Origin of the sequence: Neobacillus drentensis (assembly GCF_036966985.1) — a bacterium.
GTDB classification, from domain to species: Bacteria; Bacillota; Bacilli; order Bacillales; family Cytobacillaceae; genus Neobacillus; species Neobacillus drentensis_E.
This window is the reverse complement of sequence record NZ_JBALSN010000320.1, coordinates 6,549-20,224: the sequence shown is the minus strand read 5'-3', so window position 1 is coordinate 20,224 and position 13,676 is coordinate 6,549. Positions and strand designations below refer to the sequence as shown.

Here is a 13,676-nt window from a genome sequence, read left to right as displayed (position 1 = left end):
GTTTATAACAATGGATGGCGAAATCGTTCATAAATGGGAAATACCAACGGATAATACGAATGAAGGAAAAAACATAACCAATAATATCGCAAGTGCAATTGATGAGAAACTAAAGGAACATGGTCAAACAAAAGATATTTTACTAGGAATTGGTATGGGGGCACCCGGTCCGGTTAACTATGAAAAGGGAATACTTTTAAATGTTGTAAATTTAGGCTGGCCAAATAATTATCCTCTAAAGAATAGTCTTGAGACAGCAACTTCGCTCCCAGCTGCGATTGAAAATGACGCGAATTGTGCAGCGTTGGGTGAAATGTGGATGGGTGCAGGCAATGGAGCGAAGGATCTTGTTTGCGTTACCCTTGGAACAGGTGTCGGCGGAGGTGTTATTGCTGGTGGAAAAGTTGTTCAAGGTATTAATGGTGCAGCTGGTGAAATCGGCCATATTACTGCTATTCCGTTTGATGGAGCACAATGTAACTGTGGGAAAACGGGTTGTCTTGAAACCGTGGCTTCTGCAACAGGAATTGTACGCCTAGCCCGAATGGAACTTGCTAAGGGGATACAAAGTGAATTAACCTCAAAAATGGTTGAGAATAATACGATAACAGCTAAAGACGTCTTTGATGCAGCACGTAATAATGATCGGTTGGCTCAGACCGTATTGAATGAGGTATCCTTCCACTTAGGTTTTGCGTTAGCTAGTATTGCCAATACACTAAATCCGGAAAAAATTGTTCTAGGTGGCGGTGTTTCTAAAGCAGGCGATATTTTATTAAATCCAGTAATAAGTAATTTTGAGAAGTTTGCCTTTTCAGCAGTCCGTGACTCAACAAAACTCGCATTGGCTACCCTAGGAAATGATGCAGGTGTACTTGGTGCTGCATGGCTTATTAAAAATAAATTGAATCAATAGTCTATAAAGGAAAATCCGCAGTGATACGGTTTTTCCTTTATTACTATCTGCAAAATTTGTTATAATATTGAAACATTATAGTTCAAAGAACGTACTTATTTATGAGAGAGAATAAGAGAGGAGGAAATATTGATTAATGTGAAAAGGAATAGTAATCTAAATCCAATGTTTCTGGTCCTCTATTTATTTTTATTAATCCTCATCTTAGGTGCATGTGCTCAAAACGAGCAAGTAAAACAAAAAGTGCCTGTTAAAAATGAAAAGCCTAAGTCTCCGGTTACCACTACTTCTGGAGATAAGTGGAAACTACCGATTTCAATTCCAGAAGGTGAATTTTCGAAACTCGCCGGCTGGCTTTCTGAGAAACAAGTCCTCTATATTACGAATCTAGAACAAACTTCAAGTATATACCGCTACAATCTCTTTACAGGTAAAAGTGAATTAATTTATAAAAGTGAATATCCCATCATCAATGTACAAATTAGTCCTTCCCAAAAAAGCATCCTAATCCATGCTTCGCAATCACCATCTGAAGGGTTGGTTACAATAATTGACACGAAAGGGAGCGTAATCCTTCAAAAAGATTTCCTATCCTATGAATTAGCCTTTGAATGGAACCCATATAATGAATCTCAGGTTTTAGTAACTAAATTTGCAGAGGATTGGAGTTTTCAGGTGTTATTACTAGACTTGGAACAATCAACCACATCTGAACTTGATATGCCTCAGCCTTTTATGAAGTGGGTAGCTGTTAATCAGATAGCTTGGATTAATTGGAATGAAGATCAGCCAACCTTATTAGTACCACTTAATGGTAAAAATTTAGAAACTGGGATCGAGAAGAATTTGTTTTCATCAGTTATAAATTTTTCTGCCTTTCCTAACTTAATTATGACTATCACCATAAATGAACAAAACCAATCCATGTCCAATTATTCATTTTTTGATAACAAACTACGTAAACTATTTACTTTTTCCATGCCGCAGTTAACAAAGTATTCAGATTGGTTAGTTCCTTTTTATGACTATAATGAAGAAAAAAGCCAATTTACTACCTTAAGGCCTCTATCAGGTGGAGAATTGGATACTTATTCAGAGGGTTTCCAACTTCTAACTTATAATCTTAAGAATGGCCGCAGCAACCTAATCATGGATGGTTTAGAAAACGAGCCAATGCTACTATCACCAACTGGTGAGGCTCTCTTGTATGGGAATCGATATGAAAAAATTATCGATCTTGATGGAAAGAAATTATATGAATTGATAAAGGAATGACACTAGTATATACAGTGTCATTTTTTTATTTTATCTTCTGTTATGATAAAATCAGGTTGAATCAAAAACTTAAAGAGGAAGGTATTCAGTCATGGCTATAGTAGATGTAACTGTAATTCCAATTGGAACAGAAACTCCTAGTGTTAGTAAATATGTAGCAAGTATTCAAAAGGTTTTGAGAAAAAATCAAGAGGAAGGGAAAATACGTTTTCAATTAACACCCATGAATACCATTATCGAAGGTGAACTTTCCGTTTTATTTGAAGTTATCCAAGAAATGCACGAAGTACCCTTTTCTGAAGGTATCCAGAGGGTTGCTACAACGATTCGTATTGATGACAGAAGAGATGTTCAGCGGAGTATGGAATATAAAGTAGAGAGGGTAACCAACCTTTTAAATGAGGACTAATATATGGGTGCAGCGGGACACTCCAATCCATTCAAAATAAAAAGACTGCCGGTTGGCAGTCTTTTAAAACTCTTAGTGAGTTCCTGTTGGAAATCCAGAATTAATGATGGTCATAACTGTAAACCAGCCGAAAACCACAAATGAAGCTACACCCCAAAATGCACCTAAGAAATTTTTATTCTTTAGTGCTGATAATCCACCGAAAGCAGCAAGTATGGTTACGAGAGCAAAAATAATTACTAAACCCATGGAAAATCCCCCTTTTATTATTATAAGCAGGCATACATCAAACAAATTTAAGAAAATTATGTACCTATATTATTTACATTCGATTCTTATTTTATATTTTTTTCTTTCATTTGTCGAGAGCAAAAAAGAACTCGGGTGAATTTGTATTCTTTCTCTCTGCTTAATACATAGTGTAAAATAATGATATCGTAAATTCAATTGGAGGTACAAAAATATGAAATGGCAGCAAATTCCATTGGGGGCACTTCAAACTAACTGTTACATCGTAGAAAATTCCGACCGTTCATGTTTAATTTTTGATCCCGGCAGCGAAGGGAAAAAGCTAATTCAGTTGTTGAATAATAGAAAACTGAAACCTCTTGCCATTGTCCTAACTCATGCACACTTTGATCATATCGGGGGTGTCGATGAAGTAAGGGACTTTTATAAAATTCCAGTCTATGTTCACAAAAAGGAAGAAAACTGGCTTGGTGACCCCGCACTAAATGGTTCACAATTCTTTATGATTCAGGATTCATTAAGAGTCAATCCTGCTGATCAGATCATTAAAAATGAGGGCGTTATGAAAATTGGTGATTTTGAATTTAGCATTTTTCATACCCCTGGTCATTCACCAGGAAGTATCTCTTGTTATTTTGAGGAGCAAGGATTTGTTATCTCTGGAGATGCCCTTTTTCAAGGCAGCATTGGCCGTACAGACCTAAGGGAAGGGAACGCATCACTGTTATTAAAAAGTATACACGATAAGTTGCTTGTATTACCTGAGGAAACGTATGTATTATCTGGTCATGGACCTGTGACAACCATTGGTGCAGAAATGGACAGTAATCCATTTTTGAATGGATTTTAGCAACTAGGGGAGACAATATAGAAAAACCCTTCTCCAAAATGAGAAGGGTTTTTCTGGGGGATATTCTATTCTAATATGGGAGGGGATAAAGTTTAAGCTACTATCCTTACAATATTATAAAGTTTTCACTGTGTCAATAGTGTTTATTTGAAAAGGAGCATATATGAACACATTTTTTAATACATTATTTTCAAATTTACCCAATGAGTTGATCACCTACGAAAAATATATTGGTGCAGCATTGTATCATCCTGAATTTGGCTATTATATGAGGGATAAACAAAAAATTGGACGGCAAGGAGACTTCATTACAACAAGTAATATTTCTGATATATACGGAAGAATGATAGCAAAGTGGTTTTCTCAAATATGTAAGCGGGCACAACTTAACCCCGTTTTTTGTGAAATAGGTGCTGGAAATGGACGTTTTGCCAAAGCATTTTTACAGGAATGGAAGGAAACGATTCAAACCCCATTAACCTATATAATAGTTGAAAGCAGTCCTTTTCATCGTAAACTGCAGCAAGATTTGTTAATGGACGATTTTCCCATTGTCCAAGTAGAGAACATTAACGAAGTTACCGCATTTGAAGGAATGATTTTTTCTAACGAACTCTTTGATGCATTACCAGTTCATGTCATTGAAAAAGAAAACGAGGAACTACATGAAGTTATGATAGGGGTTCGAAATAATCAACTGTATGAACAAAAGGTACCTTTAACCAATTCAGATATTCAAATGTTTTTAAAGGAAAGCCGAATTGAATTAAAGGAAAAGCAGCGGTTGGAGGTCCCGTTAGCCATGGTGGAGATGATAAAGGGAATTTCCCGTGCATTGTTAAAAGGGATTGTAGTAACAGCTGATTATGGCTATACAAATGAAGAGTGGATGGACCCTAGAAGGGTAAAGGGTAGTTTGAGAGGTTATTATCAGCATCAGATGATTGATAATATCTTGCAAAATCCTGGAGAAATGGATATAACAACACATATCCATTTTGATTATCTTATTCAAAAAGGTGAACAGGAAAACTTAGAATTTATTTCAAAGCTAAGACAGGATGAGTTTTTATTAAAGGCAGGTATTCTGAAAGAATTAGCAAGCCATTATGATCCCAATCCCTTTTCAGAGGTAAGCAAACGAAATCGAGCGATTCGCAGTTTGATTATGCCCTCAGGGATGAGTTCCTATTTTCATGTGGTTATCCAGCAAAAAGAGGTTAAATTAAAATTGAGTGATATCTTCATCGAATAAAGAAAAAACGCCGGAGTTTTCCGGCGTTTTTTTCTAATTGTTACTTAATGTCCTGCACCAGGCACCATCATGAACGTTGTCCAATAAGTGAAGCCTGCGAAGAAAACTGTTAAATATGCTCCGAATACCCACAAATACATGCGCTCGGATAGTTTTAGATAGCTAAGCAGAACGAAAAAACCTGTTTGGGCTAAGAATAACATTGCCGTCTTATCCAAATCACCTAGATAAAACATTACTGTAAAAATGCCCGTCCAGAAACCACAAACTCTGAACATGCGATCCATATGTATCCCTCCTTTTACCCTGCGATCCCATCATTACAATATTATAAAGTAAAAGGAGGTACAATGTAAATAATGGTTTCGAATTAGTTTGTTACAAGCGCTTGATATGAACAAGTTTCACATCCAGAAATAATATTATCTTTTTCAATTAACTCAACTGATTCAAAAAGTGCTCCAAACATCCCCTTCAAGAATTCATGGTGCATACTACAAACTGTTTCCGAGTGATCTTCTGCTACTTCTTTGAATGGACAATTGAAAATTTGGAAATAGATTTTTGTTTTATCGCCATTTGCTTCAAATTCAGGATAAAAACCAGCTAGAGTTGCAGCACTTTTTAATATTATTAGCTTTTGGTCAAATTCTAATTCCTCTCCAAACGCCCTTTTTGCCTTTTCTTGTTCAATCAGCTCTGCACCAAAACGTTTTCCAGTAAGGAAAAGTGCTTTTCTTCCAGCCTCTCCAAGAGAAATCATGGTTTGGATTGCGACTTTCGATAAGAGCATGTAGTCACGAAATGGAAAATGCAACTGTATTACATCATCTGATAGACGATACAGTCTACTCGGTCTGCCGCCTTTACCAGTTTTCTTCGTTTCAGACACTAACATATTTACATCTTCAAGTTTTGATAAATGCAATCGGGCAACATTTGGATGAATATTAAAGTTTTCTGCCACTTCTTGTACTGTTACTTCTTGATGACGTTTGGTAATGTATTGATAAATATAGTACCGTGTTGGATCTGATAAAACGTTTGTTATCTTTAGTGTTTGTTCCATCATTGTTCACCTCGGACCCCCATAATTTATTCCATTATAATACAGCCCTTGAAACATGGGAATGAGGTTAACAATGTTAACACAGTATGTTTAGAAAATGTTCACAATTAGCGACTTTATATTGTAACAATATATTAAAAACAACAAATTTCGGTAATAAAATCATTTGTCAATAGTAAAAATATAATTATTTTAGGAAAATAAAGAATTTAGAGAAGTTACATTCTTCGTCTCTTTTTAACTTCAAAATAGAGGATGTAAGGAAGAATACCGAACCAACGATACCAGAAAGAAGCTTTTGTTTCTTTTCGTTCGATACGAAGACGTTTCCTTTCATCCTTCGGTTGATCGGCATATTTTACGATCGTTTGAGTCATGTATTTTACATAGTCATTGGTTTTCATGGACACACACACCTGCCTTTAATTTTCATGAACAAGTATGCCCATATTTAATTATTTCAATTCAAGCCATTTGGATAATCGTTTGGTTCGTGAATCAAAATATCCCCTTCCGTTAGCTGGTATACCATCAATATTGAGGTGCAATGTGAAATTGACCTTTTGAATATACCCAATGGGTGTTTCAGTTTGGTAATCCATGGTTCCCTTTACAAACGTAATCGTGCCTTTGGCAGGCAGGGTGCCAGTCTTTTGATACATTGCTTCAACTTTTTTTACTGACGAGAGGAAATAATACTCCTCGAGCATGATTGTATTGGTTTCGTGTGCAATTTTTCTTTCGGATAACAATACTTCAATTCGGCCCGAAAGAAATAATAAAAAAATGATTAGAAGGCATAAGGTAAGTGGGTAGGTAAAGCCTCTCTCATTATTTATCATGGGACATTCAGCCAATTTCCCATTGAGAATGCAGTAACTGAATATTTTCTTCCCCATAGGTCAGTTACATCGATTTTAACAGCATTATCTATGAGTGTGAACGAATACTGTGAAACATTTTGGAGGAGTATTTCGTGACCAGTTGAATTCACACGGCGTCTAAGGTTCGTTCCGTACTTTTCATACTGAATGGTTTCCGCTTCTTTTGTTAGAATTAACCGATTCGAGATCACCTCTGCACGGCTGGAAAGTCGGATCTCCTTTTTTATTTGGCTCGAAAATACATCCCACTCCATTGTCTGTAAAGCTGCCTCCGTATCCTTATTACTAAGAATTATTTGGAATAAAGGTGTCATAAAAAAAATAATTGTTGTGAATATTGAAAAAGAAATAAGCACTTCAATGAGTGTGAAGGCATCGTCATTCAAGCAGCCCACAGACTTCGACTTCTGGAAGGAACGAATTTTTTTCAACTCTCACACACACCTCCTTTTGTCCCGCCCACTCACTTTCTTTCCAAATGATTTGATATTCAATTCCGTTTTGAATAGAAGTTGAAAATGATGTTCCCCGATTACTGACTAAATTCGCTTGTAATTCTTCGTACATCAACTGTCGGGCCTTATTTTCTAATTCCAATTGTCGGGATTGTTCTCTTAGTTCGGTTAATAATGGCAGTAAAAACAAACAAAGTAAAAACAATGCTGATAAGGAAAGTAGAAGCTCAAGCAGAAAATAGCCTTTAGAACTATTTAACATAAAACCGTCCCTTTCCGATTAACACGGTCATTTGATAGGTTTTATTATTGGTTTGGATGAGAAGGGTACCAAACTGGTTCACATTCCCATCGTTTAGGAATTTGAAATATAAGGGTAGAGTACTTGTAGCAAGATTAATATTTTTTGAATAATTTCGCATGATGATTGGCGGCAGTTCGGGTCTTAATAGCATGTAATACTTATACTGCGCTGGAAGAATAACAACGGATACTTCATGTTGATGAGATATAGCATATTGTTGTGAATAATATAGGTCTGCTTTTAATTGGGTTAAAAAGGCCTCATCCTCCAGGACTGAGTGCTGCGGTTTTAAGGAGAAAACTGTAATTGAGGAGATAATCATGAAGATGGAGAGAACTAACAGGGACTCAATTAAAGTGAAGCCGTTTTGATCGTTTTTCATTAGGGATTAGTTACCTTTGCAACTGAGGTTACATTACCTTCAGCATCTATTGCAACTGTATTACCATTCGGACAACCAGTAGCATCTTTCTTTAAATACCCATCTGCTTTTAGTTCTTCAATTGTAGGGATTTTGTTCTTATCCATTTCATATGCTTGAACTTGAGCCTGGACCATTTTAACGTAGGCCTCACAACCTTTATTGTTGATATTTGAATTATGTTTGGCAACGTTAGGGATTGTAATAATTAACAGCACTGAGATTACTAGCATAACAATCATCATTTCTATCAATGTAAAACCTTTTTCATTTTTCATCATTCTAACTAACCTCCAATTTTTTAAATACCATCAAGTAGGTGAAACATGGGTAATAGAATAGCTAAATACATCGATACCACAAGGAATCCAATAATAATATAGAGAATAGGCTGAATGGTTGTTAAGCGTTTTTGAATCATTTCTTCCATGTTTGTGATACAGTGCCTGCTGAAAAATAGCAGCTCCTGCTCCAACTTTCCATTTTCTTGTCCATGTTTTACAATCATCGGAAATTCTTTTTCGAAGAATGACATTGTTGCCAAAATGGATTCCAATCTTTCTCCGGTAATAAGCTTGCTTTTAATTGCAGTAGCTAAGTGACTGTAAAAAGGATGTCTGCGATTCTGTTCAAAGAGTAATAGTGCTTCGGAAACAGATAACCCACCGGAAAGTAAGAAGCTTAGTTGAATGGAAAAGTAGTGAGTAAACAATAATTTGAGGATTCTGCCAACAATAGGGATGCGAACTAAATGTACCCTTTGTTTTAAGATGGAGAGCTTTCGAAATATAAGCAAGTAATAAATTGCTCCCAAAAGTAGAATAAAAAGCAAGATGCTGATCACAATTGGAAAATAACGATCAAAAGTGTAAATGACATTCATGAAAAAATTTGCTTCAAGACCAAGGGAAGAAAAAAGACTTGTGAACCTTGGCAGTAATGTATTTTCTACGAAAATAAATAGAAATCCTGTAATAATGATAAGCACTGCAGGATACTGAAGCAGTTTTAAAAGCTTGTGTAAATCTTTATCCTTAAGTAATGCAAGTTCACTTCCTTCCAGCAGAGCATCCGCAAAGCAGCCATGCTGTTCGGCAAAATAGACATAACCGACTAAGTCTTTTTGGAAGCCCAGATTGTTTAAGGCAACATGAAATGGTTGACCTTTTTTTAATTCTTCTAAACAATCATTAAGTTCCTCCTTTCGTTTAGAGGGTAATTGTAATGCTATGGACTCAATTGCAAGTGCAATTGGATATCCTCTTGCCAAAAGTTCACCAATTCTTCTCAAGAAATTCGCCTGTTCGTTCACTGTCCATTTATGACGATTCATCATCATACACCAATCGCTCGTATTCAGATTCTTGAATATAACCAAGGGCAATACCTTTGTTTATTACATCTTTTAAGGTGCGGTAACGAGTACTTATTTTATCGCCTTGGGCTGCCTTCATTACACCGTGTAAATTTCTCCCTGATAATAGTTCAAACACACTTGCGCGTTTCCATCTGCTATAGGAATAGCAAATCGGAGTGCAGTCCCCTTCACAAAAAGGGCAGGAGAGTTCAACCAATCTTTGTGCTGTTATGGCAATCAGCGTCTGTTCAACTTCTAACCAATTCACACCAAACTCTCTGTAACGATTCTTGAAGTTTGAGAAAGCAAATGTACAGTTTCCTTGATAAATCAACATACGGTATTCAGATATTTGAAACAAATATTCAACAAAATTGAGAAATTATATCTTAAGTTCATTTAGCCTGATAATTCGTAAAGTCATTATTTTCTCATGGTTCATGAACATTGAGAAATCTAGTGACTCTTTCAACAATAGTGAGAAAAAATACATTTTACTTTTTAAATAAGAACCCAAACTTCATAATGTCCTTCACCATCATTCAATACGTTTAACAGACCCTTGGATTTTTACTTTTTAATTTTTTGGATAGACTGGTACTAATGAGGAAATTAATGGAGGTTTAGCCAAGTGTTTCGTACTCACATATCCAATCGTTATCTTAAAGAAGATAAGGTGATAACAGCTAAGAGTCAATGGGAGTTAGAGCAAAAAGTAAAAAATCAGAAGCAACGGTGGAAAGAAAAAGAAAAAATTGAAAAGATGAAGGAAATGGCTTTAGAGGATTCCAAAAATGCATTAGACCTTATTGAAGATTATCGGAATCTTCTAAAGTTCTCTTTACATCGAAAGCATGCCCTTGACTGGGACATGCTTTATAACAAGGATACTTACAAATTTGAGGAGCCCAAATTAGAAACCTTTATTGAACTTGTAAATGTTCCAAAGGAAGATAAATTTTTTGAGTTTTTATTCTCCTCTCTAGCGTCTAAAAGGCTTGAAAAACAAAAGGAGGCAGAAAGGCAATATCATAATGCCTATACTGAATATCAAAAAGCTAAAAACGAATTTTTAAATGATCAGAAAGAAATTAATGAATCGATAGATCAATTTAAGCTTGCTTATGAAGAAACGATTTCCCCGTTTGTAGAGAGATACTTTGGAGCAGTAATCGAAAATTCTCAGTATCCAAATGGATTTCATAAAAATTTTGATGTTCAATTCGTTTCGGACGCAAAAGCTTTGGTGATTGATTTTGATTTACTACATCCAGAAAACGTACCCGATATCATTGAATATAAATTTATACAAGCTCGTAAGGAAATTACACCTCGAACGATGAAGAAAAAAGAGTTTGAGGATTACTATGAAGATATCATTTATCAATTAACACTTCGAAATATATATGAGTGTTTTAGTGCTGATTATAGAAATACAACCGAGCTCATCGTTTTTAATGGGTGGATTCATGGTGTAGATACGTCAACAGGTCAGGAATTTCATTCTTGTATTGTTAGCCTCCAAGCAACAAGAAGCGAATTTTTATCCTTAAATCTAGAAAAGGTGGTTCCAAAGGATTGCTTCCGAAATCTAAAAGGGTTAAATGCAGGCGCTTTATATCAGTTAGCACCTGTGCGACCGATTATGGAACTTAACCGTGATGATAAACGGTTTGTGGAGTCAAAAGAAATACTAGCTGGAATTAATTCTATTCCTAATTTAGCAGCGATGCCATGGGAGGATTTTGAACATTTAGTAAGGGAACTCTTTGAAAAATATTTCGTCGCAGTTGGAGCTGAGGTAAAAGTAACGAAGGCAAGCCGTGACGGAGGAATTGATGCCGTTGCATTTGACCCTGACCCCATTAGAGGGGGCAAATTCATCATACAAGCAAAAAGATACAATCAAGTGGTTCCTATTTCCGCTGTAAGGGAGCTAAACGGGATTATGTCAGACGAAGGAGCAATAAAAGGAATCTTGGTTACGACAAGTTATTATGGGAACGATTCACGGGAATTCGCTAAGGGGAAGCCACTGACACTTTTAGATGGAAGCAATTTGATCCAAATGTTTAAGGATTATGGTTATAATGTTCGAATTGAATTGAAGAAAAATGAGAAAGCAAATTAATGATTCCTCAAAGTAAAAGCATCAGCAGGTAAGGGCTGATGCTTTCTTCATTAATTTCTATTATTTATAACTTGAAACCAGTAAGTTTTAACCTAAAGTTTAAACCAAGTGGTTTCCTCGATTTTTTCAATCTTAAACATTCCACTATAATTTTTTAATACGTTCCCAATGCATTTCATTAGTATTTCATCTTCTATGTTTGACATTGTTTCATTAAGAACTAAACCATTATTTGTTGCATACTCATAATGTTCATTATCCGTTTGATATTTAGTGCTGAAAAAGTGTTCAACTTTCTTTGATTGTTATAGTAGCTTTATTGACCTTAATAAGAATTTTCTTTTTTGCACCTCTCCAGGAGCTCATGAAACAGGGATATATAAGTTCGACATAGGTAAGAATGATTGGGATTATACACAAGATGGTTCAGGATATAAAAAAGCTAAGGTTGTTCAAGTTGGGAAGAAATCGTTAAACTTAAAAGGTGTTCTTGGATGTGATGGGGAAGATAATTTAACGTTTCAAACCTTCGATGAAAACTTGGAACCGATTAGTGAAGAACTTTTAATTAATTTTCCGATAAGTGAAACTAATACTATTAAGGATACGGATTTCACCATTGAAACCGAGGATGACAAATTTATTTTCTGGTACAAGTATTCTTACAAAGGGAAGCGTGCCCTTGCAAAATATGTCATAGCGGAGTCATAAGCTTTTTATTATATTCCCTTCCTTGATAAAACTTATTAATCATATAAACAAAACCGAATTTAAATTTAAACGTAGGTAACACGGCTTTATTGTTTTCAATAAATTAAAAACTAGTAGATTATGGCTCAAATGTTAAGCCCAAAATCTACTAGTTTTTTTAAAGATTAATATACCTCTCGATCAACTTCTCTATATGGCTAATGCTATCTTTGATTTCTACAATAAACTTTTCATGAAGGACATCTTGAATCTGCTTAAAATCAATGAATTTTGATTTTCCTTCAATTAAGCTTATTTTTAGCTTTCCTGTATCAATATAATCCCTTTGAAGAGTCTGATCAGCCATTTTAATGACCTTTGCCGCTTCTTTCAAAGTAAAGCCTCTCGTCTTAATTCTTTGCATCTTTAATGACACAATCAACTTTTTTACGTCTGCCTTATAAAGCAGTATGCCTTTGAGGTTTCCTTCATCATTAATGGAACAACGAATCCCTCCATTTTGAATCAGTTCAAATATTTCTCCAGTTTCTACTTGCAGACTCCGAATCCATTTGTTAACGGAAGTTAAAGGCATCCAATCAGCTTTATTTTCAAGCACATTCATAGAATGCATTTTTTTTACTTTTTCTAAAAATGATTGAATAGTTTTTTTAGGGTAATACCAATTTTGATATCCATCATATCCAGGACCATGGATTGGTTTTAGAAGTCCTTTATCTGTCAACGCGATAACGTTCCTTAGATTCAGACCTAAAAGCTCACAAACTTTTTCTCTGGATATTACCTCTTTTTTCATTTGAATATAATCTTCAACACTTTTTCTTTCTATTAATCTTACGCCTTCTAATTCTATCAATTTTATAAGTCCATGGTTACACAGATTTAAGACTGTGTTTTGTTCTGATTTTAATAATTTTATAGCTTCTGATAGGGTGATGTAGGTTGCTTTTGTCATATCTGGTTTTAGTAAAACCCTTTGACTGATGTGTTCATCAACCAATGAATAGGTATATTCATTGTACTTTTCGTAATAAAGATCGTTTTCATCAGAACTTACAATCTCTTTGAATTTCTTCACTTTATCGAGATAACTGTCATATGAGATATCTTTATGTTTTCTTGCTTTATCCATAGCTTCTAATAGAGTAGGGAGGTATTCGCTTGGATAAGCAAGTAATTGATAGGCATAGGTTGAAGCAACTAATATGTCGTTTGAATTAACTTTCCCATCCCTTCTTAAAAATCCAACCTCAAATCGCTTTGGTTTAATCCCCTTACACTCGAATTGAATTCGATTATTTGGCATCTTGTTTATAAACTTGAGAAACTTCCAAAACAACTCAAAGAATTTCTCATTGTTTACCTTATGCCCTTCAATTTCGATGGTAGC

The 13,676-nt window shown here is 35.3% G+C and carries 20 protein-coding genes (1 of these 20 only partly in view); 7 read left to right on the top strand and 13 right to left on the bottom strand.

Going from position 1 to position 13,676, the window contains the following annotated elements:
• From V7659_RS20285 to V7659_RS20275, 3 genes are all read left to right on the top strand, one after another.
• The coding region (locus V7659_RS20285) for an ROK family glucokinase (RefSeq protein WP_335541773.1) at window positions 1–916 on the top strand (916 nt) is incomplete at its 5' end.
• A gap of 138 nt (window positions 917–1,054) precedes the next feature.
• Window positions 1,055–2,191 (top strand): hypothetical protein, encoded by a 1,137-nt coding sequence (locus tag V7659_RS20280; RefSeq protein WP_335541776.1) that lies wholly within the window; start codon window positions 1,055–1,057, stop codon window positions 2,189–2,191.
• Between the two features lie 91 nt (window positions 2,192–2,282).
• Window positions 2,283–2,600, top strand: coding sequence for an MTH1187 family thiamine-binding protein (locus tag V7659_RS20275; protein WP_283875107.1), 318 nt, complete (start codon window positions 2,283–2,285; stop codon window positions 2,598–2,600).
• A gap of 72 nt (window positions 2,601–2,672) precedes the next feature.
• Here V7659_RS20275 and V7659_RS20270 read toward each other — a convergent pair whose 3' ends face one another.
• Entirely contained in the window at window positions 2,673–2,849 is a 177-nt protein-coding gene (locus tag V7659_RS20270) for a DUF2759 domain-containing protein (protein WP_335541771.1), read from the bottom strand.
• A 214-nt stretch (window positions 2,850–3,063) separates the two neighbouring features.
• Between V7659_RS20270 and V7659_RS20265 the strand changes: the two genes are divergently transcribed.
• Both V7659_RS20265 and V7659_RS20260 read left to right on the top strand, forming a co-directional pair.
• Window positions 3,064–3,699, top strand: coding sequence for an MBL fold metallo-hydrolase (locus V7659_RS20265; RefSeq protein WP_335541769.1), 636 nt, complete (start codon window positions 3,064–3,066; stop codon window positions 3,697–3,699).
• Between the two features lie 163 nt (window positions 3,700–3,862).
• On the top strand, window positions 3,863–4,954 hold the full coding sequence (locus V7659_RS20260) for a class I SAM-dependent methyltransferase (protein ID WP_335541768.1): 1,092 nt from the start codon (window positions 3,863–3,865) through the stop codon (window positions 4,952–4,954).
• A gap of 44 nt (window positions 4,955–4,998) precedes the next feature.
• Here the strand turns inward: V7659_RS20260 and V7659_RS20255 are convergent, their stop codons facing one another.
• From V7659_RS20255 to V7659_RS20210, 10 genes are all read right to left on the bottom strand, one after another.
• On the bottom strand, window positions 4,999–5,241 hold the full coding sequence (locus V7659_RS20255; protein ID WP_144547672.1) for a DUF2626 domain-containing protein: 243 nt from the start codon (window positions 5,239–5,241) through the stop codon (window positions 4,999–5,001).
• Window positions 5,242–5,324: 83 nt separating this feature from the next.
• Entirely contained in the window at window positions 5,325–6,023 is a 699-nt protein-coding gene (locus V7659_RS20250) for a helix-turn-helix transcriptional regulator (protein ID WP_335541774.1), read from the bottom strand.
• Between the two features lie 218 nt (window positions 6,024–6,241).
• The gene (locus tag V7659_RS20245; RefSeq protein WP_283875103.1) at window positions 6,242–6,427 is read right to left on the bottom strand and encodes a YqzE family protein; all 186 of its coding nucleotides are present in this window, start codon (window positions 6,425–6,427) and stop codon (window positions 6,242–6,244) included.
• A gap of 51 nt (window positions 6,428–6,478) precedes the next feature.
• Complete coding sequence (gene comGG, locus V7659_RS20240) at window positions 6,479–6,865, bottom strand: competence type IV pilus minor pilin ComGG (RefSeq protein WP_335541765.1); 387 nt, start codon at window positions 6,863–6,865, stop codon at window positions 6,479–6,481.
• Window positions 6,862–7,338, bottom strand: a complete 477-nt coding sequence (comGF, locus tag V7659_RS20235; protein ID WP_335541763.1) for a competence type IV pilus minor pilin ComGF — start codon at window positions 7,336–7,338, stop codon at window positions 6,862–6,864. Before comGF ends, comGG begins: the two co-directional genes overlap by 4 nt.
• A complete protein-coding gene (locus tag V7659_RS20230) occupies window positions 7,286–7,624 on the bottom strand; it encodes a hypothetical protein (RefSeq protein WP_335541761.1) in 339 nt (112 codons plus the stop codon). Before V7659_RS20230 ends, comGF begins: the two co-directional genes overlap by 53 nt.
• Complete coding sequence (gene comGD, locus V7659_RS20225; RefSeq protein ID WP_335541759.1) at window positions 7,614–8,048, bottom strand: competence type IV pilus minor pilin ComGD; 435 nt, start codon at window positions 8,046–8,048, stop codon at window positions 7,614–7,616. The genes V7659_RS20230 and comGD overlap by 11 nt, the downstream gene beginning before the upstream one ends.
• Window positions 8,048–8,368: a competence type IV pilus major pilin ComGC gene (gene comGC, locus V7659_RS20220; protein WP_335541757.1), complete on the bottom strand. Its 321-nt coding sequence runs from the start codon at window positions 8,366–8,368 to the stop codon at window positions 8,048–8,050. Before comGC ends, comGD begins: the two co-directional genes overlap by 1 nt.
• Before the next feature lie 20 nt (window positions 8,369–8,388).
• The gene (comGB, locus tag V7659_RS20215; protein WP_335541755.1) at window positions 8,389–9,420 is read right to left on the bottom strand and encodes a competence type IV pilus assembly protein ComGB; all 1,032 of its coding nucleotides are present in this window, start codon (window positions 9,418–9,420) and stop codon (window positions 8,389–8,391) included.
• Window positions 9,407–9,712 carry a hypothetical protein gene (locus V7659_RS20210; protein ID WP_335541753.1) on the bottom strand — a complete coding sequence of 102 codons (306 nt, stop codon included), beginning with the start codon at window positions 9,710–9,712 and terminating at the stop codon, window positions 9,407–9,409. The genes comGB and V7659_RS20210 overlap by 14 nt, the downstream gene beginning before the upstream one ends.
• 363 nt (window positions 9,713–10,075) lie before the next feature.
• Here V7659_RS20210 and V7659_RS20205 point away from each other — a divergent pair, with 363 nt between their 5' ends.
• Together V7659_RS20205 and V7659_RS20200 are read left to right on the top strand one after the other, a co-directional pair.
• Entirely contained in the window at window positions 10,076–11,575 is a 1,500-nt protein-coding gene (locus V7659_RS20205) for a restriction endonuclease (protein ID WP_335541752.1), read from the top strand.
• A 273-nt stretch (window positions 11,576–11,848) separates the two neighbouring features.
• Window positions 11,849–12,286, top strand: a complete 438-nt coding sequence (locus V7659_RS20200; RefSeq protein WP_335541750.1) for a hypothetical protein — start codon at window positions 11,849–11,851, stop codon at window positions 12,284–12,286.
• 157 nt (window positions 12,287–12,443) lie between these two features.
• Here V7659_RS20200 and V7659_RS20195 read toward each other — a convergent pair whose 3' ends face one another.
• Both V7659_RS20195 and V7659_RS20190 read right to left on the bottom strand, forming a co-directional pair.
• The gene (locus V7659_RS20195) at window positions 12,444–13,625 is read right to left on the bottom strand and encodes a hypothetical protein (protein WP_335541748.1); all 1,182 of its coding nucleotides are present in this window, start codon (window positions 13,623–13,625) and stop codon (window positions 12,444–12,446) included.
• 34 nt (window positions 13,626–13,659) lie between these two features.
• Window positions 13,660–13,676, bottom strand: partial view of a TniQ family protein gene (locus tag V7659_RS20190; RefSeq protein ID WP_335541746.1) — the end only. Its footprint extends 526 nt past the window's final position; only the last 17 of its 543 coding nucleotides appear in the window; the start codon falls outside the window, past its right edge; its stop codon occupies window positions 13,660–13,662.

Bases quoted from the DNA above. Each gene is read 5' to 3' on its own strand.
- comGC (WP_335541757.1), bottom strand. From the start codon at position 8,368: ATGATGAAAAATGAAAAAGGTTTTACATTGATAGAAATGATGATTGTT.
- V7659_RS20245 (WP_283875103.1), bottom strand. From the start codon at position 6,427: ATGAAAACCAATGACTATGTAAAATACATGACTCAAACGATCGTAAAA.
- V7659_RS20230 (WP_335541761.1), bottom strand. From the start codon at position 7,624: ATGTTAAATAGTTCTAAAGGCTATTTTCTGCTTGAGCTTCTACTTTCC.
- comGD (WP_335541759.1), bottom strand. From the start codon at position 8,048: ATGAAAAACGATCAAAACGGCTTCACTTTAATTGAGTCCCTGTTAGTT.
- comGG (WP_335541765.1), bottom strand. From the start codon at position 6,865: ATGATAAATAATGAGAGAGGCTTTACCTACCCACTTACCTTATGCCTT.
- V7659_RS20250 (WP_335541774.1), bottom strand. From the start codon at position 6,023: ATGGAACAAACACTAAAGATAACAAACGTTTTATCAGATCCAACACGG.
- V7659_RS20270 (WP_335541771.1), bottom strand. From the start codon at position 2,849: ATGGGTTTAGTAATTATTTTTGCTCTCGTAACCATACTTGCTGCTTTC.
- V7659_RS20255 (WP_144547672.1), bottom strand. From the start codon at position 5,241: ATGGATCGCATGTTCAGAGTTTGTGGTTTCTGGACGGGCATTTTTACA.
- comGB (WP_335541755.1), bottom strand. From the start codon at position 9,420: ATGAATCGTCATAAATGGACAGTGAACGAACAGGCGAATTTCTTGAGA.
- V7659_RS20260 (WP_335541768.1), top strand. From the start codon at position 3,863: ATGAACACATTTTTTAATACATTATTTTCAAATTTACCCAATGAGTTG.
- V7659_RS20265 (WP_335541769.1), top strand. From the start codon at position 3,064: ATGAAATGGCAGCAAATTCCATTGGGGGCACTTCAAACTAACTGTTAC.
- V7659_RS20275 (WP_283875107.1), top strand. From the start codon at position 2,283: ATGGCTATAGTAGATGTAACTGTAATTCCAATTGGAACAGAAACTCCT.